This window comes from Mesorhizobium australafricanum, assembly GCF_033977265.1.
Lineage (GTDB): Bacteria > Pseudomonadota > Alphaproteobacteria > Rhizobiales > Rhizobiaceae > Mesorhizobium > Mesorhizobium australafricanum.
In genome coordinates this window covers 48,420-73,324 of the sequence record NZ_JAVIIT010000012.1, presented here as the reverse complement: position 1 = coordinate 73,324, position 24,905 = coordinate 48,420, and the positions used below count along the sequence as shown (strand labels likewise).

Sequence of the window (24,905 nt, the reverse complement as noted above, 5' to 3'; positions counted from 1 at the left end):
AGGGAGCCATGACGGATTTTCAGGGACGGAACATTCTGGTGACGGGCGGCAGCGGCGGCATCGGCGGCGCCACCGTACGGCATCTGGTGCGAGCCAACGCTAATGTGATCGCGGCCGGACGCTCGCAGGCGGCGCTCGATGCCATCGCCAGGGAGACGGGCTGCCATACGGTCGCTTTCGACCTCGCTTCCGAGGACGAGATCCGCGATGCGCTCGAGGGCCTCGACCTCTGGGGCGTGGTCAATTGCGGCGGCTTCGGAGGCGAGATAGCGACCCCGATGGACACCGACATCGCCATCTTCGACAAGGTCATTACCATCAATGCGCGCGGCGCGCTGCTGGTCACCAAATACGCGACGCGCCAGATGGTGGCGATCGGCAAGGGCGGCGCGATCGTCAACGTCTCCAGCCAGGCGGCGCTTGTCGCGCTCGACGGGCATATTTCCTACGGCTCGTCCAAGGCGGCGCTCGAAAACATCACCCGCTGCTCGGCGCTGGAACTCGGCAAATACAACATCCGCGTCAACAGCGTGAACCCGACCGTGGTGATGACGCCGATCTCGTCCGGCCACTGGAGCCAGCCGCATGTCGCCGAGCCCTTCCTGAAACAGATGCCGCTCGGCCGATGGGCAACCGAAGACGAAGTCGCCGGCCCGATCGTCTTCCTGCTCAGCGACGCCGCCTCGATGATCACCGGCATCCACCTGCCGATCGATGGCGGCTACACCTGCCGGTGATGCCTGAGTGACCGCTAGCCCGGGCTGCCGGTCGCCGGATTGGCGATGATCGCTGCCCGGAAGCGGGCGACGAAATCGTCGAGCGCCGGGCGTTCGGCATCCGAGATCGCCCAGTAGGAGAAGGCGTCGTCGGTCCAATGGACCAGAAGGAACCCGCCCGCCGACAGATCGTCCGCCACCGGCACCGATTTGGCCTCGTTCTGCCGGGGTGCGGCCACCAGCGTGATCAGGTGCTCGTGATGGCGGTAGACCAGCGCCGGCATCGGCCTGTCGCCGATCACCTCGACACGTCCGCCAAGCAGCGCATAGCCGTCCTTGGCCATGTCCGGCGCCGCCGGCGAGACGCCGATGCGGCCGTCGAGCCATGGCTTCACCGTATGCCGGTCGGACGAGACGATGTCGACCGGCGTCGCCGCGAGCAGGCTGCGGCGATGGCCGTTGGCGACGGCGACCGCGAAACTGTCGGGCGTGTTGTCCACCATCAGCCATTGCGTCGCGCCGCTGGCGAGAAACGCGGTCAGCGCGATCGAGGCCGCCATCTGGCGCCAGTCGAAGGAGTTGAACCAGCGTGCCGCGCGCGGCCGCATCGCAATGACTTGGCCTTGCGGCTGCACGGAAGGCTGCGGCGCCGCCTTCGCGGCTGCGGGTTGGACAAGCTCAGCCTGCTCGGCGCCTTTGACTTCGGCGATGGCCGCGATACGCGCCAGGAAATCGTCGCTGACGGTCGGGCGCGGCACGTTGGCGACAGCGCCGCGCAGCGCCACGAGGCGAGCATGTTCGGCGGCAAGGTCCGGATCGGCGGCCATGCGGCGCTCGACCGCCAGGGCAGCCGCGGCATCGAGCTCGCCATCGACAAGAGCGTGGATCATCAGCTTCATATCCTGCGGGTCTTCCGGCAATCCATCCTCACGCGGGCGATTTTCATGCGGGCTCATGGCGCCCTCCAAGTTCCGTCATCAAGAGGCCGCGGGCCCGTGCCAGCCGCGACATCACCGTGCCTTGCGGCACACCGAGCATGGCGGCGATCTCGCGGTAGCTGAGACCGTTGATGTCGCGCAGCACCAGCGTTTCGCGGAAGGCTTGCGGCAGCCTTGCGATCGCCGCTTCCACCGCCGCCGAATTCGCCTTGGCGATCAGCGCCGCCTCAGGACTGTCGGCATCGTTGTCGGGCGGCGGCGAGACGTCGTCGAGATCGGCGAGGTCGCCGACGGCCACCACGCTGCGCGGACGGTTGCGCGCCATCCACGTGTAGGAGGCGTTGCGCACGATGGTGAGCAGCCAGGCGCGGGCGTTGCCGCCGGCAAAGCCGGCAATGCCGGCATGCGCCTTGAGGCAGGCCTCCTGCACCACATCCTCGGCATCGGCTTGATTGCCGGTCAGCCAGCGGGCGAGCGACAGCGCATCGCCGAGATGCGGCAGCACCACTTCGGCAAAACGCGCGGCCAGTATCTTTTCGCTCAACACCTTTCCACCGTCAGGCGCTCCCGCCAGGGGCTTGCGGCAACCCCCGGCGGGTGACGCGGAACTGTCCGTGCTCATGCGGGTGAAGATCGCGGCTGCATGCGACGGCGCCTGCTTTGGGGGAGGAAAAGGCATTGGTGTCACCGGAGTCAAGCGTATTGAAAGAGAACGGCGCCTCGGAAGAGGACGGCGCATCGCTGGCTGCAATGAGATGCTGGACGTCGCCGTCATGACCGTGGATCTCGATGGTTGCGATCGGCACGGATCAGAGCCGGCGACGGGGCGGTATCGCCCAGAACGGATGCGCCCAGCTCCAACGCTCCAAAGGACGACAGCGGCTGATACCTTCGCTTTCTTCGGCCCTCGCGCCTTTATCTTCCTGCCGCTTCATGATGGCCTCCTGCTGTTGCGCACAAATGGCGCACGCCCTGAAGACCAGCGGACTGAGCCGTTTATTCCCGGCGGCCGGCTTTTTTCGTTCACGCCGATGTGATCGGTTTGTTCAGCCGCCTCACAGCGCCAGCAATGCAAGCCCCGCCAGCGCCGATCCTGCCAGCGTCGGCAGCATGCCGAGTTTCAGCCTGAACATGGCGACCATCGCCGCCGCCGACAGCAGCGCGGCGCGCCAGTCGAGCGAGGACAGAACTGGCGCCTCCACGCCCCAGCCGACGCTCTCGACCTTGCCGAAGACGACATGCAGCGCGAACCACAGCGCAAGGTTCATGATCACGCCGACCACCGCCGCGGTGATCGCGCCGAGCGCCGCCGACAGTGCCTTGTTCCGGCGCAATTGCTCGATGTAGGGCGCGCCGAGGAAGATCCAGAAGAAGCACGGCGCGAAGGTGGCCCAGAGCGTCAGCACCGACCCGAGCGATCCGGCAAGCAACGGGCTGATCGCCCCTGCATGGCGATAGGCGGCAGTGAAGCCGACGAATTGCAGCACCAGGATCAGCGGCCCGGGCGTCGTTTCCGCAAGCCCGAGCCCGTCGACCATTTCTCCGGGCGAAAGCCAGCCGAACGAGGTCACCGCCGCCTGCGCGACATAGGCCAGAACCGCATAGGCGCCGCCGAAGGTGACGACGGCCATCAGGCTGAAGAAGCCGCCGATCTGCGCCCACACGCTGCCCGGCCCTGCCAGCGCGGCGACCAGAGCCACCGGTCCGAGCCAGAGCGGCAGCCAGATGGCGATGGTTCGGACCGCATGCCATCGCCTCGGCACCGTGTGGCCAAGCTCGCCGCGCTCGAACATCAGGTCGACCACGGCGATTCTGTCGGCGGCGGCGCTGCCCTTGCCGTGCGCCGAGCCGGAAAACAGCCCTGGTGCAAAACGATTGCCGATCCAGCCAGTGAAACCCGCCGCAAGCACGATCAGCGGGAACGGCAGCCTGGCGACATAGATGGCGAGAAAGGCCGCCACCGCGATCGCGACCATGGCACGGTTCTTCAGCGCCCGCTTGCCGATGCGAATGACAGCCTCGACGACGACGGCAAGCACCGCCGCCTTGACGCCGAAGAACAGCGCCTCGACGACCGGAGCGTCATTGTAGAGCATGTAGAAGCTGCTCAAGCCCAGCATGACCAACGCGCCGGGCAGCACGAACAGGATGCCGGCGACGAGGCCGCCAGCCGTCCGGTGCAATAGCCAGCCTACATAGATGGCAAGCTGCTGCGCCTCTGGCCCAGGCAGAAGCATGCAGTAGTTGAGCGCATGCAGGAAGCGCTCCTCGCCGATCCAGCGGCGCTCCTCGACCAGCTCCTTGTGCATCAGCGCGATCTGTCCCGCCGGCCCGCCGAAGGACAGCAGGCCGATCTTGGCCCACAGCCGCGTCGCTTCGCGAAAGCTCGGCACGGCCGGGGTCTCGACCGGCCGCGCGGCGCCGTCTTTGGCGAGCGCCGTCATTGCGCCTTGCCTCCGACGGGCCAGTTGTGCGTCTCTTCCGCCGCGTCGCGGCACCAGCGGAAGAAGGCGTCGTAGAGCAGCATGCCGGCTTCGAGCTGCTCGAGATCGTCGCGGAACATGCGCGACAGGCCGAGCGAGGCGGCGAGGAACCCGGCCGCCTGCGGAGCAAGGTCGAGGCGCGCCGTATCGGCTGCGCGCACGATCAGCGCCAGGCGATCAAGCGCATCGACGCGCAGGCCGAATTCCTCGATCATCGTGTCGAAGCTGCAGCGATCGCCACGATGGCTCCAGAACACGCCTTCGATGTCGAAGGGAACCGCGGCGAAGCGATCGGCCACCAGAGGCACCTCGGCCGGATCGACGAACAGGAACACCGCATCGGGATCGACGAAGCGGCGGATCAGCCAGGGGCAGGCAATGCGGTCGACCTTCGGCCGGGAGCGCGTGACCCATACGGTGCGGCCGTTCTCGTCGCGGGGCGGGATCGCGCCGGCCGCGACCAACGGCGCCCTGGCGGCGGCCCAGGCCTCGAAGCCGCCTTCCAGCGACTCCGCCGGAATGCCTTCATGGCGCAGCCATGCGGCAACGCCTTGCGACAGCTTCTGCCCCCTCTGGCAGATCACGACGACTTTGCGTCCGGAAAATTCCGCCGCCCACACCGAGACAGTCCTGAAATCGCGCCGGCATGACGCCGGCAACAGGCGCGGATCGGCTTCATAATCCTCATCGATGCGCACATCGACCAGGCAAGGCGCGTCGGGCAGACCGACGAGGCGGGAAAGCTGCGGAACGGTAATTGCGGTTGTTGACGGCATGGCGTCCACCTCCAGAACAAAGAGAGTTTGGACGCGATCGTTGGGCTGACGCCTCACGGGGTCGTCGCGGGGAACCCCTTGGCGAGGATGCTGGAACGCTCCCCTGCGATTGTCAAGAATTCAAATTGCCTAAAGCGCGTCGCGCTGAACCGGATCCAGGCGACGCGCTTTAAGTCTTTGTTTTGATGCATGTCGTTGTCCCAGAACCGCTGCACACTTCTGGGCGATGCATTAGGAAGACGGGAGCTCCGCGCCACCCTTTCCCTGGAACCGCCGTTGCCTTACTGCGCGGTCCAGCCGCCATCCATCGGCAGGGTCGTGCCGGTGATCTGCTTGGCCGCGTCGGTGCACAGGAACAGCGCAAGTGCCGCCAGTTCCTCGACTGTGACGAACTCCTTGGTCGGCTGCGCCGCCAGCAGCACGTCGTGCTTGACCTGCTCTTCCGTCATGCCGCGCGCCTTCATCGTGTCGGGTATCTGCTTCTCGACCAGCGGCGTCCAGACATAGCCGGGCGCGATCGCGTTGACGGTGATGCCTTCTTGAGCCACTTCCAGCGCCACCGTCTTGGTCAGGCCGGCAATGCCGTGCTTGGCCGAGACATAGGCCGACTTGAACGGCGAGGCGACCAGCGCATGCGCCGAGGCGGTGTTGATGATGCGGCCCCATTTGCGGCTCTTCATGCCAGGCACCACCGCCTTGATGGCATAGAAGGCGGCAAGCAAATTGATGCGGATGATGGCTTCCCATTTGTCGTCGGGAAATTCCTCGATCGGCGCGACGTGCTGGATGCCGGCATTGTTGACCAGGATGTCGAGGCTGCCGAACGCTTCCTCGGCCTCGTGGATCATGGCGGCGACGGCGGCGCCGTCCATCATGTTGGCGTCCGAGTAACGGCACTTCACGCCGAAATCCTTCTCGATGCCGGCGCGCTCCTGCTCGATCGCCGCGGCATCGCCCAGACCGTTGATGGTGACGTTGGCGCCCTCGGCGGCAAAGGCGCGGGCGATTGCCAGGCCGATGCCGCTGGTCGAGCCGGTGACGAGCGCATTCTTCGAAGACAGGGAACCCATGGAGATCTCGCGACAGGAGGACTGAAGGGAAGAGTATGAAGACAGACAGCCGGGAAGGCACATGATTTGTGCGCTGCAGCATCACAATGCCACACCCATATGTCGGCGCTATTACAAGTCCGCGGCCGCGTTTGCCGGCTGCAGGAAGCACCGTCCTGGCGGTGACACGGCATTGTCATGCTGCCGTGCAACATATTTGCCAGCGCATTCGCGCGGGGTCATCTCGAACCCGTTGGGGCACCAGCCATGGAAATCGCCGATGTCGTGAAGCGCGCCTATGCCATGCCGCTCACCAACCCGTCCTTCCCGCCCGGCCCTTATCGTTTCTTCGACCGCGAATACATCATCATCACCTACCGCACCACGCGCGAAGCACTTGAGGCGGTCCTGCCCGCGCCGCTGGAGATCGACGAGCCACTGGTCAAGTATGAGTTCATCCGCATGCCGGACTCGACCGGCTTCGGCGACTACACCGAGACCGGCCAGGTCATCCCGGTGCGCTACAAGGGCCAGCACGGCGGCTACGTGCATTCCATGTATCTCGACGACGACGCGCCGATCGCCGGGGGCCGCGAGCTCTGGGGGTTCCCAAAGAAGCTCGCCAGCCCCAAGATCGTGCATGAAGGCGAAGTGGTGGTCGGCACGCTGCACTATGGCAGCGTTCTGTGCGCCACCGGCACAATGGGCTACAAGCACCGCGAAGCCGATCACGACCAGGTGCTGGCCTCGCTCGCCGCGCCCAATTTCCTGATCAAGATCATCCCGCATGTCGACGGCAGCCCGCGCATCTGCGAGCTGGTCCGCTACTACCTCACCGACATCACGTTGAAGGAAGCCTGGACGGCGCCCGCCGCGCTCGACCTGCGGCCGCATGTCATGGCCGACGTCGCCAAGCTGCCTGTGCTCGACATCGTCTCGGCCGTCCACTTCACCGCCGATCTGACGCTGGGTCTCGGCGAAGTCGTGCATGATTACCTCGCCGACCGCGGCCAGTCCGCTGCCGGCGCGAACGAGCTGGAGAAAGTCAGTGCTTGAGCGCACCCGCAACAAGACGGCCGCCGCCACGATCCAGGAAATCACCGCGCAATATGACCGTGTCGCGCTGGTCTTCCAGGGCGGCGGCGCGCTCGGCGCCTATCAGGCCGGCGTCTACCAGGCGCTTGCCGATGCCGGCTGCGAACCGACCTGGCTTTCCGGCGTCTCGATCGGCGCCATCAACGCCTCGATCATCGCCGGCAACGAGCCGAGCCGCCGCCTGCAGCGGCTGGAGCAGTTCTGGCAGACGATCTCGGGCCGCAAGATCTGGGCCTATACGCCCGAAGGCGACATCTATCGCGATATCCGCAACCAGACCTCGTCATGGATGACCATGGCCATGGGCCAGCCCGGCTTCTTCAAGCCGCGCAGTCCCAACCCCTGGTTCCAGCTCACGGGGGCGGAAGGCGCCACCAGCTTCTACGACACCGCCGAGCTCAAGGACACGCTGGAGAGCCTGATCGACTTCGACGTGCTGAACAACGGCAAGAAGCGGCTGAGCGTCGGCGCGGTCAATGTCCGGACCGGCAATTTCGTCTATTTCGACACCGACAAAGTACGCATCGAGCCGGAGCACATCATGGCGAGCGGCGCTCTGCCGCCGGCCTTCCCATCGATCCGCATCGAGGGCGAGTATTACTGGGATGGCGGCATCGTCTCCAACACGCCGCTGCAATATCTGCTCGACCAGGAAGAGGATCGCTCCTCACTGGTGTTCCAGGTCGACCTGTTCAGCGCCCGTGGCGTGCTGCCGCGCGGCATGGCCGATGTCCTGTCGCGCCACAAGGACATCATGTATTCGAGCCGCACGCGCCAGAACACCGACAATTTCGAGCGCATCCATGCCTTGAAGATGAAGCTTCTCGATGCGCTGAAGCGTGTGCCGCCGGAACAGCTCAAGGACGGCGAGAAGGAACTGATCGCCGACTACTCCAACGCCGGCGTCGTCAACATCGTCCACTTGATCTACCAGCACAAGGGCTATGAAGGCCACGCCAAGGACTACGAGTTCTCGGGCACCTCAATGCGCGATCACTGGGAGATGGGCCTGGAGGACACCGAGCGCACGCTGCGCCACAAAAAGTGGCTGATGCTGCCCACCAATGTCGAGGGCGTCGCCATCCACGACCTGCATCGCGAAGACCCGACTTGATACTTGCGTCCAGTACAGGCGGAGCAAGAAAGGCAGCGAGAATTGCGCTGCGGGGCTTAGAAACGCTCGCCTGACTGTGAAGCTATACTTAATAGCCTATCAACATTGTCTCGAATAGCCGCTCGCGTAAAGCAGGCGTACATCCAGACAGCGGCGCAAAAGCGCTGGCCTCAATGGAGTACCGCCGGTGACCACCGAAGCCGTTCGCCCTGCTATCGTTTCATCTGGTGACGCATGGCGCGGCCTGCTTTGGCTTGCGCCGCTCACGGCGCTCTGGCTACTGCTGATCTTCGCCTTGCCGGCGATCCAGGCCAGCGGCGTTCCGACCACGGCTCACCAGCTCGCTGCCCACGGGCTTATCGCGCTGGGATTGTGGCTCGGTCTCGAACAGACGAGTCTGACGCCAGATCAACGCAGCGTGACCTGGCTGGCGGTCATGATCCCGGATACGCTCTGGCTCGCCATCGCCTGGAGCGCCGCGATCAATGGTGTCTTCCACACGGACACCTCGTCCTTACCAGGGTTGCCATCGGCGATCTTCCTGCCGGTGATCATTGGCGCGCCGCCGCTGCTGTTCTCGAAGCGGATCGGGCAGGTGCTCGATGCGATGCCGGCAAGCTGGCTTGTCGCGCTTCAGCTCTACCGCATATTCGGCGGCTGGGCTCTCGCGGCCTGGCTGCATAGCGCCCTGCCAGGCGCCTTCGCAGTGCCCGCAGGCATTGGCGATGTGCTGACTGGGCTGTTGGCGTTGCCCGCGGCGTTAGCAGTGGCGACCGGCACAGTCGAGGGCCGAAGAGCGGCAACGCTCTGGAACATCCTCGGCCTTGCCGATTTCGCGGTCGCTATTACCATGGGCGTGATCACCTCGCCCGGCCCGTTGCAACTGATCGTTCCGGATGTGCAGAGCATCGGCGCCGGCGCCTATCCGGGTGTGCTGACCCCTGCTTTCGTGGTGCCAAGCTCGATCCTGCTGCACATGTTGTCGCTGCGCCAGTTGCGCCGCCGCAGCCGGGCGGAGGCTGCGCGGCCGCAGACAGAAACGGCGCCGCGAGCCGCGCCGTTTCTTTGAGGGTCTTCCCGCTCAGAAAACCTGGCGGAAGATCACGAACAGCACGAAGGCCAGCGCGATCGAGCAGGGCAGCGTCAGCACCCAGGCAAGCAAAAGGTTGCGCACGGTCGACCATTGCAGGCCGGAGCCGTTGGCCGCCATGGTGCCGGCGACGCCCGACGACAGCACGTGGGTGGTCGACACCGGCAGGCCGAGGCGATCCGCCATGCCGATGGTGATCATCGCGACCAGCTCGGCGGCGGCGCCCTGGCCATAGGTCAGGTGGCTCTTGCCGATCTTCTCGCCGACAGTGACGACGATGCGCTTCCAGCCGACCATGGTGCCGAGCCCGAGCGCCAGCGCCACGGCGATCTTCACCCACAGCGGGATGAACTTCGTCGCGTTGTCGACCGCCTTGTGATAGTCGGTGACCGCCTTGAGGTCGGCATCCTGCATCGGCAGGAGCTTCTTCTTGTCGATCAGTTTCAGCGCCTCGCCGATCAGGTAGATGTCGTTACGCGCGTTGCTGACCAGATCGGTCGGCACCTTGTCGACGGAGGCGTAGGGCTGCAGCTCGGCGGTGGTGTTGTGGATATAGGTCTGCAGCGCGACGGTCGTCTGGTCGTTCCAGGTCTTGCTGCGCACGGCATCCTGCACCGCTGCCTTGGCGGCATTGGCATCGGCGACCGTAACGCCCGGCTTGACATACTTGCCGAGCGCCTGCTCGACGGCGACCGAGGCCGACTTGTAGGCTTCGAGATAGTTGATATCGGGCGTGCGGTTGAGCGCATAGGCGGTCGGCACCACGCCGATCAGGATCAGCATGATCAGGCCCATGCCCTTCTGGCCGTCATTGGAGCCATGCGCGAAGCTGACGCCGGTGCAGGTGAAGATGAGCAGCGCGCGGATCCACCATGGCGGCGGCGTGTTGCCCTTCGGCGCTTCGTAGAGCGCCGGGTTGCGCACCAGGAGCTTCATCGCATAGAGCAGGATGGCGGCGGCGAAGAAACCGACGATCGGCGAGACCAGCAAGGTGGTGCCGACATTGGTCGCCTGCCCCCAATCGACGCCGCTGGTGGCGCTGCCGGCCGGAGCCATGAACTGGTTGGCAAGACCGACGCCGATGATCGAACCGACCATCGTGTGCGAGCTCGAAGCCGGCAGGCCGAGGAACCAGGTGCCCAGGTTCCACAGGATTGCGGCGACCAGCAGCGCGAACACCATGGCGAAGCCGGATGACGAGCCGACCTGAAGGATAAGCTCGACCGGCAGCAGCGACAGGATGCCGAAGGCCACCGCGCCGCTGGAGGTCAGCACGCCGAGGAAGTTGAAGACGCCCGACCACATGACGGCGAACTCGGCCGGCAGGGAACGCGTGTAGATGACGGTGGCGACCGCGTTGGCGGTGTCGTGGAAGCCGTTGACGAATTCGAAGCCCAGCGCAATCAAAAGCGCGATGCCGAGCAGGATCCAGGGCACCGTCTTGGCGACAGCCAGGTCCTGGCTGAGCGCGTAGCCGACATAGATGATGCCGACGAGCACCAGCACGCCGAAAGCCGGCAGGAACCATTTGGCACCGCCCGATTGTTCCAGCGGATGATCCGGTCTCGGGATCCCCGCCTCACTGGAAACGACGTCCACCATTGTCCCACTCCTTTTGCATTGCAGCAAAGAACCGCGTGGAACGCTATGTCTCCAGGATGAAGCTGGTGTGACGCTCTTAACCGTTGGTGACTACCCGGCTATCTTGAGAAGCGAGGCGACCAGCAACTCGCGCTCGTCCTGCGACAGCACGTCTGAATCAAAGAGATTCATGCTGCGCATCCCCTCGATGGCGAGAAAGCAAACCAGCAGCGAGCCGAGGTCGTCCGTCTCCTCCTTCAGCCGTTCGAACAGCTGTCGTTTGAACGCTTTTATCGGCGTCAGGAACTCGGGATCCTCGGCGATCGCCGAGAACATCCAGGAAGCCGAGGGTTTGGGTTGCTCACAGTCGTCGGCCGATAGTTTGATATAGGCCGAGAGCACGCTTTCGTGGCCGGCTTCGGCGGCGCGTGCTTCCAGCGCCTTCTGGAAGTCGCTGAGATAGCTCTCGACAAGCCCCTGCATGAGCTTGGCCTTGGTGGGGAAGTTGTAGAGCAGGCCGCCTTTCGACACGCCGGCGCGGCTGGCGACCGCCTCGAGCGACAGGCTTCCCGGGCCCGCCTCGCGCGCCACGTCGGCGGCCGCGGCAAGTATCTTCTCGCGTGAGTTTGCCCTGCGTACTCTCATCGCGCCTCCCCTACATTAGCCTAGGCGGAATTGACAAGACCGTCCAGCCGGTACAGTAAGGCGCCCGCCATTTGAAATCGGGACCTATCGTCGATATGTGTCCCGGCATCGATTGTTTTGCCGGTTGCCGGCTCGAGGGGACTGTCCGTGAAACGTTTTTTCATCATCGTCGGTTTCTTGCTGCTGCTCGTCCTGGTGTGCGTCGGCATCGTTGGCTTCAACTTCATGCGCGATGCCGGCATCAAGCAGTATTTCGCCACCATGAAGCCGCCGGCCGCCACGGTTTCGACAGTGACCGTCAAGCCTTCGGAGTGGACGCCCGGCGTCGAGGCCATCGGCACCGTCAATGCCGTGCGCGGCGTCGACCTTACCGTCGAAACGAGCGGCATCGTCAAGGACATCCTCTTCCACGCCAACCAGAAAGTTGCCGCCGACGCCGTGCTCTTGCAGTTGGACGACGCGGTCGAGAAAGCCGATCTGGTGGCGCAGAAGGCGCAGGCCGCCTCGGACCAGGCGGCGCTGACCCGCGCGATCGAGCTGCAACGGCGTGGTGTTGGCACCGACGCAACGCTTGACGCCGCGCGCGCCGCGGCGGATGCCTCCGCCGCGCAGGTGAACAAGATGCAGGCCGTGCTTGACCAGAAGCAATTGTCCGCGCCCTTCGGCGGCACGGTGGGTATTCCGAAGATCGACGTCGGCCAGTACCTGGCCCCAGGCAACTCGGTGGTGACGATCCAGGATCTGGACACGATGCGGGTCGACTTCACCATTCCCGAACAACAGCTGCCGCTGCTGAAGATCGGCCAGACCGTGAAGCTTGGCAGCAATCCGGCCGACATGTCCTTTGCCGGCTCCATTCGCGGCATCGACCCCAAGATCGACCCGGCAAGCCGGCTGGTTTCGATCCGTGGCGAGGTCGCCAATCCGGAAGGCAAGCTGACCCCGGGCCAGTTCGTGCAGATCCGCGTCGAGCTGCCGCGCGAAAACAATGTCATCTCCGTGCCGCAGACGGCGGTGACGACGAGCCTCTACGGCGATTATGCTTTCGTCGTCGAGCCGGCAAAGCCTGCCGAGGGTGCCGCTGCTGCGCCGGCAAAGCCTGAAGACCAAAAGCCCGCCGGCGATGCCGCCAAGCCGCAGGCCGATGCTGCCAAACCCGCGACCGACGCGACCAAGCCCGCTGACAACGCGATGAAGCCGGCCGACAGCGCCAAGCCGAACGCCGATGGCGCCAAGCCGGCCGATGCCGCGCAACAGCCGGCGCTCGTCATTTCGCAGGTGTTCGTGAAGCTCGGCCGCCGCAACAACGGCATGGTCGAGATCACCGAGGGCCTGAAGGATGGCGACCAGGTCGTCACTGCCGGCCAGAACCGGCTCTTCAACGGCATGTCGGTCGCCGTCGACAATACCATCGACCCCAGCAAATCGGCGAACAAGCAGGTCCAGCAATGAGCTTCTCCGACCTCTTCATTCGCCGGCCTGTCCTTTCGACAGTGCTGGCCTGCATGATCCTGCTCCTGGGATTCCAGGGCATCTTCAACCTGTCGATCCGCCAGTATCCCAAGGTTGACGAGACCGCGATCACCGTCACCACAGCCTATCCGGGCGCCAGCGCCGATCTGATCCAGGGCTTCATATCGGCGCCGATCGCACGCGCCGTCGCCTCCACCGAAAACATCGACTACGTGACCTCGTCGAGCCGTCCGTCGTCGAGCACGGTGACGGTGCAAATGAAGCTCGGCTCCAATCCGGACGTCGCGCTCGCCGAAGTGCTGTCCAAGGTTCAGGGCGTGCGCGGGACCTTGCCGGATGCCTCCAAGGACCCGGTGATCGTCAAGGGCACCGGCCAGCAGTTCGCGATGATGTATATCTCGATGCAGAATCCGAACATGACGAAGGAGCAGCTCACCGAGTATATCGAGCGCGTCATTCGTCCGCGCATCTCGACCGTGGAAGGCGTCGCCGACGTTCAGGTCTTCGGCGCCCAGGAATATTCCATGCGCGTCTGGATCGACCCGATCCGGCTCGCCGCCCGTGGCGCCACGGCCACCGATGTGCTGACCGCGATCAACAACTCGAACTTCCTGTCGGCGCCCGGCAACACCCAGAACGAGTATGTGGTCTCCTCGATCGCCGTGCATTCGACGTTGCAGACACCCGAGGCCTTCGCTCAACTGCCGATACGCTCGACGGATGGCCAGGTGGTGCGCCTGCGCGACGTGGCGCACGTGGAGCTTGGCGCGGCCAGCACCGACACCAGGGTGAGCTTCAACGGCAAGCCGGGAACCTTCCTCGCCATATTCCCGACGCCCGCGGCCAACCCGTTGACGACGGCTGCGGCGGTCACCAAGCTCGTGCCGGTGATTCAGGAGACGCTGCCGAAAGGCATGACGATCGAGGTCGTCTACGACGCCACCGGGCAGATCAGCGCCTCGATCGAGGAAGTGTTCAAGACCATCGGCGAGGCGGTCGCCATCGTCATCGTGGTCATCCTTCTGTTCCTCGGCTCGTTCCGCTCGGTCATGATGCCCATCGTGACCATCCCGCTGTCGCTGATCGGCGTCTGCTTCATCCTGTTTGCGGTCGGCTACTCGATCAACCTTCTGTCGCTGCTCGCCATGGTGCTGGCGATCGGCCTCGTCGTCGACGACGCCATCGTGGTGGTGGAAAACATCCACCGCCACATGGAAGAAGACCACATGTCGCCGATGCAGGCGGCCTTCAACGGCATGCGCGAGATCTTCTCGGCCATCGTCGCCATGACCATCACACTGGCCGCGGTGTTCGCGCCGCTTGCCTTCACCGGCGGCCTGACGGGCGCGCTGTTCCGCGAATTCGCGGTCACGCTTGCCGGCTCCGTGGTGCTGTCCGGCTTGATCGCGGTGACCATCACGCCAATGATGTCGGCGCGCCTCCTGAAGGCCGGCGCGCACAGCCGCTTCCAGCGCATCGTCGATGGCATCTTCGGCCGCGTCGAGCATGTCTACGAGCGCGCGGTCACCGCTTCGCTGAGAAACCGGCCCGTGACGCTGATCATCGTCGTGGCGCTTGTTGCGCTTACCGGCTTCATGTTCACCAAGACCTCGTCCGAGCTGGCGCCGGAAGAAGATCAGGGCTTCCTGCTCTCGATCGTGACCGCGCCGCGCTACGCGACATCGGACTACACCGAGACCTACGTCAACCAGATGCTCGGCCTGGTGAGGGATATCCCGGAGACCAGGGCCCAGTTCTCGGCCGTCGCCTTCGGCGGCGCGACCAACGGCGCCTTCGTCGGTTTCGCCTTCAAGGACTGGGCTGAGCGCAAGCGCAGCTCGAAGGAGCTTCAGGCCGACATCCAGGGCCGCCTCGCCAAGGTGGCGGGCGTCGAGGCCTTTGTCTTTGCGCCGCCGACGCTGCCCGGTTCCGGCGGCGGCTTGCCGATTTCCATGGTCGTGCGCTCCACCGGCGGCCCCTCGGAGGTCTTCGAACAGGCGGAAAAGATCAAGAGCAAGGCGCAGTCCTCGGGCCGCTTCATCGTCGTGCAGAACTCGATGGCCTACGATGCGCCGCAGGTGACCGTCACCATCGACCGCGAGCGCGCGGCGGCGTTGAACCTGCCGATTGCCGATATCGGCAATACGTTGACGCTGCTGGTCGGTGGCGCCGAGGTGGCACAGTTCGACCGTGATTCCAACAGCTACGACATCATCCCGCAGGTGCCGCAGGAGTTCCGCGACAATCCCGAGAAGCTCGGCGAGTATTTCGTTCGCAGCGTCGACGGCAAGATGGTGCCGCTGTCGGCGGTGGTGAAGATTTCGACCAATGCCTCGCCGGCTGCCATCGAGCAGTTCAACCAGCTGAACTCCTCGACGATCTCGGCCTTGCCTCTGCCTGGCGTGACCACCGGCGATGGCTTGCAGGTGCTGGAGAACCTTGCCAAGGAGACGCTGCCCGACACCTTCTTCATCGACTATTCCGGCCAGTCGCGGCAGGAGAAGGAACAGGGCAATACCATCCTGATCGCCTTCGCAGCCGCAGTGATCGTGATCTATCTGGTGCTGGCAGCCCAGTTCGAGAGCTTCCGCGACCCGCTGATCATCATGATGGCGGTGCCGCTGTCGATCTTTGGCGCGATCGTGCCGCTCAACATCGGCCTGGGAACGCTCAACATCTACACCCAGGTCGGCCTGATCACGCTGATCGGCCTGATCACCAAGCACGGCATTCTGCTGGTGGAGTTCGCCAACCAGCAGCGCGAGATGCATGGCATGCGCCGGCGCGACGCCATCATCGCTTCGGCCAAGGTGCGCCTGCGGCCGATCCTGATGACGACGGCGGCCATGGCGCTCGGCGTCGTGCCGCTGATCGTCTCCAGCGGCGCGGGTGCCGCCGCGCGCTACTCGATGGGCCTGGTCATCTTCACCGGCATCCTGGTCGGCACCATGTTCACGCTCTTCGTCGTGCCGATGTTCTACACCTTCATCGCCAGCAAGGATCTGCCGCACCTTGCCGAGAAGCCCGATCCGACGCTGATGCCGGCGCTGCCGAGCTGACCGGCATCGAGAGCTGAAAAACAAAAGAGGCCGGAATTTCCGGCCTCTTTTTTTGGCGGTGGCCTCACGGCTTCGGCTTAAAATCGCTGAAGGCGGCAACCTGCCTGCTACTTGATCCAGTTCGCTGCTTAACCCAGCCCGTTACTTGACAATGACGATACTGGTGTTGCCGGGGCCGAAGGCCTCGACCAGCTGATAGAAATCGGCCGCGGCATCCGGATGCAGCCGCACGCAGCCATGCGAGGCAGGATGGCCGAGGCGGCTGACGGCATAGGTGGCGTGAACGGCGTAGCCGCCGCTGAAGAACACCGAATGCGGCATTGGCGCGTTGTCGTATTTCTTCGAGTACCACATCTCATGCATGCGGGTCGGCTTGAACGAACCGGTCGGCGTGATGTGCGCCCTGTCGCCTGTCGAAACCTTCCAGGTGAAGGTCGGCCGGCCATCGACCGTGACTTCCATCACCTGCTGCGACAGCGAAACCTTGGCGACGATCTGGTTGGCGTGGGCGGCGTTGCCGGCCCCGAAGAGCAGCGCCGCACCGGTGAGAGCGGCGGCGGTGATGTGGATGAGCTTGGCGGAAATGGCGGTATGCATGACGATCCCTCTCTGTTTTTGCCGTTGTGTCCGGCTTCAATTTCGATGGGGCTCTTATCGGGCTCGTCCGTTTCAGACCTATTTCGCTTGATGCTCGTTTCTGTTTCGAATTCGTTTCCAAAAGTTAACTGCAGGCCCACCACGAGGTACTGCGGATTTCTTTTCCGGCAGAGGCGGCCACTGTCGCACAATGAGCCAAGACCGGAAACGAAAGTTCATTTCGGGCAAATATGAAAGGCACGCAGCCAATTTCGAAACCAATCTGCAACAAAGTGCGTCGCCGGCGGCATGATGCGGATACAGGCCGGCGGCAGATTAGACGCAACGGGAACAGACATCTGCAAACGAAAATGGACAGGAAATCGAAACTCCGCTCCTGGCTTCTCAGGATCAGCGTCGCGGCGATCGTGCTCGGCGGCGCCGGCTCAGTGGCCGGCAACCCGGTGACGGCGCTGGCGGCGATGAATTCCGGCGAGGTTTCGACGCTGCACATGGCTCTGTTCATCGCCACGGTCTGGATTGTTTCCAGCCTGCGCGTCCACCGGCTGAGGGCCCTCTGGCGGGTCGGCCTTCGGCTGATGAGGACACGCGGCCCCTCCGGCTACTTGCTGCCGAGAGGACCGAAGGCCCGCGCCGCAGCGGGGGGCTCCGTCAGCGGCGCGGGCGCTTCGGGAGTTTCCTGAAGCACCTAGAGCAATTCCAGGAAAAGTGTGGGCGGTTTTCCGCCCGGAATTGAGTAAAAACAAAGGGATAGAGCGGTTCGCCGTTTCCGTGAAACGGTGAAGCGCTCTAGGATTTCGAGATTGGGGATTTAAAGAGATGAAGACGAAATTTGCTGCCTCGGTGCTTTCGGCACTGCTTTACGCGCAAGGTTTGCTCGGCTTTGCCGCGCTTGCGACGGTACTGCTCAAGGAGCGCGCCCGGGCCGAGATAACCGCCAGTGCTGACGTTCCATCCGGCCCCTCGGTCATCGTGGTGCGCTGAGCGCAAGGCGTCGGACCCAAAAGACCACCGCTGTGGGGAATCCGATGCTCAAACGCCTCGCCGACTCGAAGTCATTCATTGCGCGGGACCGGCGGATCGAAACGGTAGCCGGCGCCCCTGATGGTGGTGATGGTCTCGGTGTCGAGCTTGCGGCGCAGCCGCACGATGCGCGAGTCGATCGACCGGTCGAACGCGTCGGCATTCTCGGCCGGAGCCGCGGCAATGATGTCGTCGCGCGTCAGCACCTTGCGCGGGCACGCCAGAAACAGCCTGAGCAGCGCCACCTGTCCGGGAGAAAGCTGATCCTCCGTGCCCGAGCGATGCATGACCATGGCCGACCGCAGGTCGACGGTGGCGTTCTCGAGCACGATCAGTTCCCCGGCGGCCCTGCCGCGTCTGGTCAGCAGGCCGCCGATGCGCGCTGCAAGCTCGCGCACGTTGAGCGGGCTTTCGATCACATCGGCAGCGCCAAGTTCGAGCGCCAGCACCTTGTCGACGAGATCGCGCGGCCGGCAGATCAGGATGAAGTCGGGGCCGCCCTCGCCACCCCCGCCCTGGCTGCTATAGCGCCTGAGCAGTTCGCGGCCCTCGGCCTGGGTGACATCGTCGCCGACGACCACGATATCGATGCCGCCAGCCGAAAGCAGCGTCTCCGCCTCCCAGGGTTGGCGCGCCTGGCGCACGTCGTGCCCGCGCCGGTCGAGATGGTCGGCGAGATCGCCCGCCACCACTTCGGCGACGGACACAAGCGCAATGACGGATCGTGCGGCCATTTTCTCCACCCCGCCACAGACAACTCGAGATGAGTGCTGGACATCATGTTTATACCCAATCTACTTTCCGCTGAAAGCGGGAGCGAGCGCGTCGTGAAGGCACGCATCATCGTCGTCGAGGACGAACCGGATCTGAGGGAAGCCGTGGCCGAGTATCTTGGCGCCAGCGGCTATGACGTCGTCACGGCCGAGAACGCCGCGGCCGCGCGCGCGCTGTTTGAGGCGCAGTCCTTCCACCTCGCGATCCTCGACATCGCCATGCCCGGCGAGGACGGGCTGTCGCTCGGCCGCTGGCTGCGCTCCAAGACCCAGATCGGCATCATCTACGCCACGGCCGCCGGCACCGCGCTCGACCGCATCGTCGGGCTGGAGCTCGGCGCCGACGATTACATCGTCAAGCCATACGAATTGCGCGAGGTGCTGGCGCGGGTGCGCAGCGTGCTGCGCCGCGTGCCGCAGCCGGCCGAGCCGCAAGCGGCGAAGGCCGAAACCGGCAATCGCCGCTTCATGAATTTCGGCGGCTTCCAGGCCGACTTCGACGGCCGCATGGTCATCGGCGCCAATGGTGCGGTCATCGAAATGGCCAAGAGCGAATTCGACGTGCTCGAGGTTTTCCTCACCCGCGTCAACCGGCTTCTGACGCGGGCGGCGATTTCGGAAGCGATCGGCTTCGTCGAGGATCCGGAATCGTCGCGCGCCGTCGACATCCGCATCATGCGGTTGCGGAAGAAGATCGAGGCCGACCCCGCCAATCCAAAATTCCTGCGCACGGTGCGTGGCGAAGGCTATATCTTCTCGCTGCCGAGCGGCGACAGCAATTGAGCCCGCCGACGCGGGCTACGAGAGACGGCCGACCATGACTGCTGATGCAGCACGCGCCGATATGCATGGCTCGCGTCCGGGTGGCGCCGCGATGGCGGCCGTCCATGTCGTGCGCCGGCTGCGCGAAGCGGGCGACTGGCAGCGCGAGATGGACGGCATACTGGAAACGGTGTGCCGCAAAATGGATTGCCAGCGCGGCATTCTCTTCCGCCTGCGCGAATTGCCGAGCGAAGGCTTCGCCCAATCCGTCGCCGCCTATTGGATCGACCCGGATTTCGGCGGCGAGCTGGCGTCGCCCACGGTGATCATGCAGTCGATCATCAACTCGGATTTGCTGCTGGAGCGGCTGCAGGAGGACGAACGGCAAGGCAAGATTTTCTCCGGCCATACGCGTGACCTCGACGGTTTCCTGCGAGCGGATTTCGAGAAGCAGAGCATCAAGTCGTTCCTCTCGGTCTCGGTTTTCGCGCATGGCCATCTCTGGGGCACGCTGGCTGTCAACGACTGCGTCGACGAGCGCGAATGGACGGACGAGGAAGAAGCGACGCTGCACATCATCGCCTTGGCCATCGGCGATGCCATCGAGCACTCGCCGTCCGAGGCGCATGCCAGCGAAGTGATCCGCCGCACCATGCTGCAGGCCTCGCTGGACGCCATCATCGTCATCGACGAGACGGGTTCGATCATCGAGTTCAATCCGGCCGCCGAGAAGATGTTCGGCTTCCAGCGCAGCGCCATTCTCGGCAAGGATCTGCTCGATACCATCGTTCCGGTATACTACCGCAAAGGCTATGCTTCGGGCGCCGAATACATGGCCGGCCGCGGCGCGCCGATGGTCGGCCAGCGCCTGGAAACCGTCACCCAGAACGCCGCCGGCGAGATTTTTCCGATCGAACTGACGGCAACGGAAATGCGCGTTGCCGACCGCCGCCTGATCTTCGGCTCGATCCGCGACCTGCGCGAAAAGCTGCAGGCCGAGGAAGAGATCAACCGCCAGCGCGAGAAGCTGCACCAGAACGAGAAGATGGCGGCGATGGGCTCGCTGCTGGCCGGGGTCTCGCACGAGCTCAACAACCCGCTGGCGGTGGTGGTGGCGCAGTCGACGCTGCTGCATGAATTCGCCAGCGACCCGCAGACCAAGGTGCGCGCCGAGAAGGTGCGTGCCGCCGCCGAGCGCTGCGGCCGTATCGTCAAGAGCTTCCTGTCGATGGTTCGCCTGCATCCGACCGAGCAGGCCGAGACGGACCTCAACCAGGTCGTACGGGCGGCGCTCGAGGTCACCGCCTATGGCGCACGTTCCAGCGGCATCGTCATCGACACCGATTTCGCCAACGGACCGCTGCTTGCCATGGCCGATGCCGACCATGTCACGCAGGTCGCGGCGAATTTCCTCATCAACAGCCAGCACGCGCTTGTCGGCATCACCGGCGAGCGGCGCATCAAGGTGCGGACTTTCCGCGGCGAGCGCGGCAATCCGGGCTTCTCCATCGAGGACAACGGCCCGGGCATTCCCGAAGCGATCCGCTCGCGCATCTTCGAGTCCTATTTCACCACCAAGCCGGTCGGCGTCGGCACCGGCATCGGCCTGTCGATCTCGAAATCGATCGTCGAGCGGCACAACGGCAATATCTGGTTCGAGGAGGTTGAGCCGCACGGCGCGCGCTTCGTCGTGCAGTTGCCGGCGATCGCGGGCAACAGCGCCAAGCCCGGCGAAGGCCCGGCGCGTTCGAGCGGGCTGCGCCATGCATTGGTGATCGACGACGAGCCGGACGTCGCCGCCTCATTGTCCGACATACTCGAACTGATGGGCCTGAAGTCGCGCGTGGTGGCAAGCTGGACGTCCGCCGCCGACGTGCTGGGCGGCCATATGCCGCCGGACATCGTCTTTTCAGACCTGCGCATGCCGGGCACCAGCGGTATGGCGATCTACCGCGAACTGCTTGCCGAAAAGCCGGCGCTGGCGAAGCGCTTCGTCCTGGTGACCGGCGACCTGATCGGCGCCAAGGCGGAGATCGAGGCGCTGCCGCCGCTGCAGCGGCCGCAGATTCTGGAGAAGCCCTTTTCGACGCTCGACGTTCGCGGCATCCTCTCAGTCGTGGCGGACGAGGCCGCCGCCGACAACGGCGCCCACATTTGAGCCGAGGTCGCGTAGCTTCGCGCCGCCGCAGGATCTGCCGAGATTCAGGTCAAGCCGAGTCGAGAGTGGTGGTTTCCGAGAACCGGAGCGGAGCGTACTTGAAGTACGTGAGCACCGGAAGCGCAGGGAACCGCCACTCGCAGGCCGGCTTCACCTGAATCCCGGCAGATCCGGAAAAAAGAGGCTCCCGACCGACCATGCAGCGGGAGCCTGACTGGAGCGCAGGAGGGCGCGCTCAGGGGAGGACTTAAAAGATGTTCGGCGTGTTGGCGAGCGGCGCGGCGTTGGCGATCATGCGCACCGCGCGCGCCCTGTGCTGGCCGGACTGCTCGGCGATGGCGCGCAGGCAGTCGATGCTCTCGGCGCCCCAGTTCTGGCCTTTGCAGGCAAAGTCGATCGAGGGTTCCGGCAGGCGGGCGGTCTTGAGCGTGGTCTGCGCACCCTCGACGACATTGGCCGGCGGATTGATCGACGCGAAAGCAGGACCCGAGGCCGGTGCGACCAGCATGCCGACGAAGGCGCAGGCGCCGATCAGCATGAACATCGCCATCGGATGGTCGCTGGCGCGCTGGCGCAGCGCAAGCTTCGGCCGGCGGTCATTGCGTACCGGGCCATGCAGGCGGCGATTAGCATCGGCAGCGCGAACTTTCGCAAACATCGGTTGTTCCCTTCGTTATCTTTCTTTTTGCTATGAAACGAACTTAATCGCACCAGGTAACAGCCGGATGATTGGCGAGGATTGCCTGTGTAACAGGATTGAAACAGGGGTTCGTCGCCACCGCCTTCTGTCCCTGCTTGCCGCCAGCGAGCGTTCCGCTTCTGGTTTGAGGGACACATGCGCCTGTCGGACGCGGCGGACTGTAAGCGACCTCACACAGCGCTCCGGTCGGCGAGATTTTTGGCCGCGTCAAAACCGACAAGCCCGAGGGCTCGCTCGGAACGGCGGCCGCGGTCGGCGCCCGCCTCGCCTACGACCGCGACGCCCTGCCGGCAACGACCCGTTGGAGCTCGGCCGCGAGCTTCCGGGCAGCGCTGCGGCCCGCAACGATCGCGCCTTCCACATAGCCCGGAAAGGACGGCGACAATTCCGAGGCTGCGAAATGGACGGGCGGCGCGCCGGCAAGAATGGTGCGCTCGGCGTACCTTGCCGTCACATCGACGATGAGATCGCTATAGGCGCCGCCGCTCCAGCGGTCATGCGTCCAGTCGCGGCGGCTGAAATCGAGCATGTCGGCCGCATCCGGGCCGAGCGCATCGACAAGCCTCGCCGTCACCTCCGCGCGCAGCCCCGCCTCGCCGAACTCGCGCCAGCGCAATGCCCTTGGCCCACCGACGAAGACGGTGAGCGCGGCATGCTCGGCATCTTTGCTGGAATCGCAAGCAAACAGCCCCGGCTGGTCGCGCCACATCACCATGCCGCTCAGGCTCCGCTTGCGCCAGAATGGCCTGGCGAAGCGCACCAGGATCTTGATCACCGCGCCACTTTCCCAGACGCCCAGCGCCTTCGCCAGCGCTGCCGGCAAGGCGGGCTCGAAATCGAGCTTGGCGGCCGTCGCCGGTGGCAGCGCGACCAGCACCGCGAGCGCTTCGACCGTACCGTTTATCGTGGAGACTCGAACGCCCTCGTGCCCGTGCTCGATGCGCGTGACCGGGTCGTTGAGCCGCAGTTGTTCGCCGAGATCGCCCGCCAGATCGTCGGCAAGCGACTGCATGGTTTCGCGCAAGGAATATTGCAGCTCCGGGACCTCGTTAGTGATGCGGCGGTCATTGTCGATCAGGTGCCAGAGCGGCACCTTGTCCAGCGCCAGGCACCACAGGCCTTCGATCATCGAACGGAAGCCGGCCTTGGCTTCGATCGAGTCGTTCTGGCGTTCGAGCCAGTCAGCGACGCTCAAGCCGGCGATCGCCGGATCGTCCGGCTCGATCGTATTCATACGCTCGCGGATCGCCATCGCGGCATGATAGGTCCTCACCGCCCGCTCGACCGGCATCGGCGGATAGGTGACGAAATTGCCCTCGACATAGGTCTCGACGAAGGTCTTGCCGCGCGCCTTGGCCAGCGCCATCACCTCAGGCATGTCCTCGCACAGGAACTGGCCGCCACTGTCGAACCGCTCGCCCAGCCCGTTTTGCACGGCTTCCACGCGGCCGCCGACACGGTCGCGCGCTTCGAGCACAAGGAAATCGATGCCGGCGCGCTTCAGTTCGAGCGCAGCGGCGAGACCGGTGAAGCCGGCGCCGACGATTGCAACGTCGGTTCTTTCGATCTTGCTGCTCAATAGCCCGCCTTGATCTGCCGGCAATTCGACCGGCCTCCACCGCGCAGATGAGTGGGGCGCCGTCACCCCTGTCAAGCACCTTCGTCGCCTCCGGATGTTTGTCGAGACTACCGGAGCTTCCTGCGTGCCCGGCTCGACGAAGACCCCTTGCCGACTGCACCGCACCGGCTACGCGCAGTAGCGCCGGCTCAGCCTATCGTGCGCTCGAGCACGCCCAACCAATTCCGATAGGCGATCTTCTCGATCAGCGCGCGGCCGAAACCACGCGCGGCGAGCGCGTCGGTGAGCTTGGGCAGGCCGGCGACGTCGCCGATGACGGCCGGGATCATGGCGCCATCGAAATCGGAGCCCAGGCCGACGCCATCCTCGCCCAGCGCCTGCAGCAGCGAATCGATGTGGCGCACCATGATGTCGAGGCTGGTGTCGGCATTCATGCGGCCGTCCTCGCGCAGGAAGCCGGTGGCGAAATTCAGGCCCACCATGCCGCCGGTCTCGCGGATCGCGCCGAGCTGCCAGTCGGTCAGGTTGCGCGAATGGCCGCAGATCGCATGCACGTTGGAATGGGTGGCGACCAGCGGCGCATCGCTAAGATCGGCAACGTCGCGAAAACCCTTTTCGTTGAGATGCGACAGGTCGATCATGATCTTGAGCTTGTTGCAGGCCTTGACCAGCGCCTTGCCGGGATCGGTGAGGCCAGGTCCGGTGTCGGGCGAGGACGGGAAGCGGAACGGCACGCCATTGCCGAAGGCATTCGGGCGGCTCCAGACGATGCCCAGCGAGCGCAGCCCGGCGGCATGCAGCACGTCGAGCATGGCAAGGTCGGGATCGATCGCCTCGACGCCCTCGATATGGAACACCGCGGCGATCGAGCCCTTTGCCATCGCCTCGCGCACATCGCCGGCGCTGCGGCAGACGGTCAGCGCGCCGGCGCGCTCCAGCCGGAACAGGATCGAAGCCATGCCGATGGTCGAGGTGATCGCCTCGGCCTGCGGCAGTTCCGGCGGCAGAGGCTCATTGTCACTTGGCGCGGGCGGCACGGCGCTGCGCTTCGACTTTTCGACCGGCGGCGGGAAGATCGCGAACATGCCGCCGGCAAAGCCGCCCTTCCTGGCGCGGGGCAGGTCGATATGGCCGCCCGGCGTCCCCTCGATGAACAGCTTTTCAACGTCGGCTTCCTTCGACTGGTAGAGCCGAAGAAGCGTGTCGTTATGGCCGTCGAAAACGGGGATCAGGTCGGTATCGGTCATCAGGGAAGCCATTCAAATCGGAGACGGGCGGGACGACAAGTTTCGTC

Annotated in this window: 23 protein-coding genes; 11 read left to right on the top strand and 12 right to left on the bottom strand. The window is 64.8% G+C overall.

The genetic code is table 11. The features are described from left to right. The first annotated feature begins 8 nt into the window (after positions 1–8). Entirely contained in the window at positions 9–737 is a 729-nt protein-coding gene (locus tag RFM98_RS21975; RefSeq protein WP_320310800.1) for an SDR family oxidoreductase, read from the top strand. A 14-nt stretch (positions 738–751) separates the two neighbouring features. Here the strand turns inward: RFM98_RS21975 and RFM98_RS21970 are convergent, their stop codons facing one another. Both RFM98_RS21970 and RFM98_RS21965 read right to left on the bottom strand, forming a co-directional pair. After that, positions 752–1,672, bottom strand: coding sequence for an anti-sigma factor (locus RFM98_RS21970; RefSeq protein WP_320310799.1), 921 nt, complete (start codon positions 1,670–1,672; stop codon positions 752–754). After that, positions 1,659–2,198: a sigma-70 family RNA polymerase sigma factor gene (locus tag RFM98_RS21965; protein ID WP_320214973.1), complete on the bottom strand. Its 540-nt coding sequence runs from the start codon at positions 2,196–2,198 to the stop codon at positions 1,659–1,661. Before RFM98_RS21965 ends, RFM98_RS21970 begins: the two co-directional genes overlap by 14 nt. Before the next feature lie 76 nt (positions 2,199–2,274). Between RFM98_RS21965 and RFM98_RS21960 the strand changes: the two genes are divergently transcribed. Next, complete coding sequence (locus RFM98_RS21960) at positions 2,275–2,691, top strand: hypothetical protein (RefSeq protein ID WP_320310798.1); 417 nt, start codon at positions 2,275–2,277, stop codon at positions 2,689–2,691. 18 nt (positions 2,692–2,709) lie between these two features. Here the strand turns inward: RFM98_RS21960 and chrA are convergent, their stop codons facing one another. The 3 genes from chrA to RFM98_RS21945 all read right to left on the bottom strand — a co-directional run bounded on the left by chrA (position 2,710) and on the right by RFM98_RS21945 (position 5,983). Next, positions 2,710–4,098, bottom strand: a complete 1,389-nt coding sequence (chrA, locus tag RFM98_RS21955) for a chromate efflux transporter (RefSeq protein ID WP_320310797.1) — start codon at positions 4,096–4,098, stop codon at positions 2,710–2,712. Then, positions 4,095–4,913, bottom strand: a complete 819-nt coding sequence (locus RFM98_RS21950) for a chromate resistance protein ChrB domain-containing protein (protein WP_320310796.1) — start codon at positions 4,911–4,913, stop codon at positions 4,095–4,097. Before RFM98_RS21950 ends, chrA begins: the two co-directional genes overlap by 4 nt. Before the next feature lie 281 nt (positions 4,914–5,194). Further along, positions 5,195–5,983 carry a 3-hydroxybutyrate dehydrogenase gene (locus tag RFM98_RS21945; protein ID WP_320310795.1) on the bottom strand — a complete coding sequence of 263 codons (789 nt, stop codon included), beginning with the start codon at positions 5,981–5,983 and terminating at the stop codon, positions 5,195–5,197. 246 nt (positions 5,984–6,229) lie between these two features. Between RFM98_RS21945 and RFM98_RS21940 the strand changes: the two genes are divergently transcribed. From RFM98_RS21940 to RFM98_RS21930, 3 genes are all read left to right on the top strand, one after another. After that, a complete protein-coding gene (locus tag RFM98_RS21940; RefSeq protein WP_320310794.1) occupies positions 6,230–7,018 on the top strand; it encodes an acetoacetate decarboxylase in 789 nt (262 codons plus the stop codon). Then, positions 7,011–8,171, top strand: coding sequence for a patatin-like phospholipase family protein (locus RFM98_RS21935; RefSeq protein WP_320310793.1), 1,161 nt, complete (start codon positions 7,011–7,013; stop codon positions 8,169–8,171). Before RFM98_RS21940 ends, RFM98_RS21935 begins: the two co-directional genes overlap by 8 nt. A 187-nt stretch (positions 8,172–8,358) precedes the next feature. Beyond that, a complete protein-coding gene (locus tag RFM98_RS21930) occupies positions 8,359–9,240 on the top strand; it encodes a DUF8737 domain-containing protein (protein ID WP_320310792.1) in 882 nt (293 codons plus the stop codon). A gap of 12 nt (positions 9,241–9,252) precedes the next feature. Here RFM98_RS21930 and RFM98_RS21925 read toward each other — a convergent pair whose 3' ends face one another. Further along, positions 9,253–10,863, bottom strand: a complete 1,611-nt coding sequence (locus RFM98_RS21925; protein WP_320310791.1) for an inorganic phosphate transporter — start codon at positions 10,861–10,863, stop codon at positions 9,253–9,255. A 90-nt stretch (positions 10,864–10,953) separates the two neighbouring features. Continuing rightward, on the bottom strand, positions 10,954–11,487 hold the full coding sequence (locus tag RFM98_RS21920) for a TetR/AcrR family transcriptional regulator (RefSeq protein WP_320310790.1): 534 nt from the start codon (positions 11,485–11,487) through the stop codon (positions 10,954–10,956). A 147-nt stretch (positions 11,488–11,634) separates the two neighbouring features. On the opposite strand from RFM98_RS21920, the gene RFM98_RS21915 reads away from it, so the two are divergent. Then, the gene (locus RFM98_RS21915) at positions 11,635–12,939 is read left to right on the top strand and encodes an efflux RND transporter periplasmic adaptor subunit (RefSeq protein ID WP_320310789.1); all 1,305 of its coding nucleotides are present in this window, start codon (positions 11,635–11,637) and stop codon (positions 12,937–12,939) included. Then, a complete protein-coding gene (locus RFM98_RS21910) occupies positions 12,936–16,019 on the top strand; it encodes an efflux RND transporter permease subunit (RefSeq protein WP_320310788.1) in 3,084 nt (1,027 codons plus the stop codon). The genes RFM98_RS21915 and RFM98_RS21910 overlap by 4 nt, the downstream gene beginning before the upstream one ends. 141 nt (positions 16,020–16,160) lie before the next feature. On the opposite strand, the gene RFM98_RS21905 is transcribed toward RFM98_RS21910, so the two are convergent. Continuing rightward, complete coding sequence (locus RFM98_RS21905) at positions 16,161–16,616, bottom strand: L,D-transpeptidase (protein ID WP_320310787.1); 456 nt, start codon at positions 16,614–16,616, stop codon at positions 16,161–16,163. 350 nt (positions 16,617–16,966) lie between these two features. Here RFM98_RS21905 and RFM98_RS21900 point away from each other — a divergent pair, with 350 nt between their 5' ends. Both RFM98_RS21900 and RFM98_RS21895 read left to right on the top strand, forming a co-directional pair. Beyond that, positions 16,967–17,299: a hypothetical protein gene (locus RFM98_RS21900; RefSeq protein ID WP_320310786.1), complete on the top strand. Its 333-nt coding sequence runs from the start codon at positions 16,967–16,969 to the stop codon at positions 17,297–17,299. A 136-nt stretch (positions 17,300–17,435) separates the two neighbouring features. Beyond that, positions 17,436–17,600, top strand: a complete 165-nt coding sequence (locus RFM98_RS21895; protein WP_320310785.1) for a hypothetical protein — start codon at positions 17,436–17,438, stop codon at positions 17,598–17,600. Between the two features lie 71 nt (positions 17,601–17,671). Here the strand turns inward: RFM98_RS21895 and RFM98_RS21890 are convergent, their stop codons facing one another. Next, positions 17,672–18,373, bottom strand: coding sequence for a winged helix-turn-helix domain-containing protein (locus RFM98_RS21890; protein WP_320310784.1), 702 nt, complete (start codon positions 18,371–18,373; stop codon positions 17,672–17,674). A gap of 93 nt (positions 18,374–18,466) precedes the next feature. On the opposite strand from RFM98_RS21890, the gene RFM98_RS21885 reads away from it, so the two are divergent. Together RFM98_RS21885 and RFM98_RS21880 are read left to right on the top strand one after the other, a co-directional pair. Continuing rightward, complete coding sequence (locus RFM98_RS21885; protein WP_320310783.1) at positions 18,467–19,195, top strand: response regulator; 729 nt, start codon at positions 18,467–18,469, stop codon at positions 19,193–19,195. A gap of 34 nt (positions 19,196–19,229) precedes the next feature. After that, positions 19,230–21,332: a GAF domain-containing sensor histidine kinase gene (locus RFM98_RS21880; protein WP_320310782.1), complete on the top strand. Its 2,103-nt coding sequence runs from the start codon at positions 19,230–19,232 to the stop codon at positions 21,330–21,332. A gap of 247 nt (positions 21,333–21,579) precedes the next feature. On the opposite strand, the gene RFM98_RS21875 is transcribed toward RFM98_RS21880, so the two are convergent. From RFM98_RS21875 to RFM98_RS21865, 3 genes are all read right to left on the bottom strand, one after another. After that, positions 21,580–21,990: a hypothetical protein gene (locus tag RFM98_RS21875; protein WP_320310781.1), complete on the bottom strand. Its 411-nt coding sequence runs from the start codon at positions 21,988–21,990 to the stop codon at positions 21,580–21,582. A 310-nt stretch (positions 21,991–22,300) separates the two neighbouring features. After that, positions 22,301–23,611 (bottom strand): flavin monoamine oxidase family protein, encoded by a 1,311-nt coding sequence (locus RFM98_RS21870; RefSeq protein ID WP_320310780.1) that lies wholly within the window; start codon positions 23,609–23,611, stop codon positions 22,301–22,303. A 188-nt stretch (positions 23,612–23,799) separates the two neighbouring features. Further along, positions 23,800–24,858 carry a dipeptidase gene (locus RFM98_RS21865; protein ID WP_320310779.1) on the bottom strand — a complete coding sequence of 353 codons (1,059 nt, stop codon included), beginning with the start codon at positions 24,856–24,858 and terminating at the stop codon, positions 23,800–23,802. Positions 24,859–24,905: the final 47 nt, after the last annotated feature.

Bases quoted from the DNA above. Each gene is read 5' to 3' on its own strand.
- RFM98_RS21945 (WP_320310795.1), bottom strand. From the start codon at position 5,983: ATGGGTTCCCTGTCTTCGAAGAATGCGCTCGTCACCGGCTCGACCAGC.
- RFM98_RS21940 (WP_320310794.1), top strand. From the start codon at position 6,230: ATGGAAATCGCCGATGTCGTGAAGCGCGCCTATGCCATGCCGCTCACC.
- RFM98_RS21950 (WP_320310796.1), bottom strand. From the start codon at position 4,913: ATGCCGTCAACAACCGCAATTACCGTTCCGCAGCTTTCCCGCCTCGTC.
- RFM98_RS21895 (WP_320310785.1), top strand. From the start codon at position 17,436: ATGAAGACGAAATTTGCTGCCTCGGTGCTTTCGGCACTGCTTTACGCG.
- RFM98_RS21865 (WP_320310779.1), bottom strand. From the start codon at position 24,858: ATGACCGATACCGACCTGATCCCCGTTTTCGACGGCCATAACGACACG.
- RFM98_RS21900 (WP_320310786.1), top strand. From the start codon at position 16,967: ATGGACAGGAAATCGAAACTCCGCTCCTGGCTTCTCAGGATCAGCGTC.
- chrA (WP_320310797.1), bottom strand. From the start codon at position 4,098: ATGACGGCGCTCGCCAAAGACGGCGCCGCGCGGCCGGTCGAGACCCCG.
- RFM98_RS21880 (WP_320310782.1), top strand. From the start codon at position 19,230: ATGACTGCTGATGCAGCACGCGCCGATATGCATGGCTCGCGTCCGGGT.
- RFM98_RS21910 (WP_320310788.1), top strand. From the start codon at position 12,936: ATGAGCTTCTCCGACCTCTTCATTCGCCGGCCTGTCCTTTCGACAGTG.
- RFM98_RS21970 (WP_320310799.1), bottom strand. From the start codon at position 1,672: ATGAGCCCGCATGAAAATCGCCCGCGTGAGGATGGATTGCCGGAAGAC.
- RFM98_RS21975 (WP_320310800.1), top strand. From the start codon at position 9: ATGACGGATTTTCAGGGACGGAACATTCTGGTGACGGGCGGCAGCGGC.
- RFM98_RS21905 (WP_320310787.1), bottom strand. From the start codon at position 16,616: ATGCATACCGCCATTTCCGCCAAGCTCATCCACATCACCGCCGCCGCT.
- RFM98_RS21920 (WP_320310790.1), bottom strand. From the start codon at position 11,487: ATGAGAGTACGCAGGGCAAACTCACGCGAGAAGATACTTGCCGCGGCC.
- RFM98_RS21890 (WP_320310784.1), bottom strand. From the start codon at position 18,373: ATGGCCGCACGATCCGTCATTGCGCTTGTGTCCGTCGCCGAAGTGGTG.
- RFM98_RS21960 (WP_320310798.1), top strand. From the start codon at position 2,275: ATGCGGGTGAAGATCGCGGCTGCATGCGACGGCGCCTGCTTTGGGGGA.
- RFM98_RS21925 (WP_320310791.1), bottom strand. From the start codon at position 10,863: ATGGTGGACGTCGTTTCCAGTGAGGCGGGGATCCCGAGACCGGATCAT.
- RFM98_RS21875 (WP_320310781.1), bottom strand. From the start codon at position 21,990: ATGTTTGCGAAAGTTCGCGCTGCCGATGCTAATCGCCGCCTGCATGGC.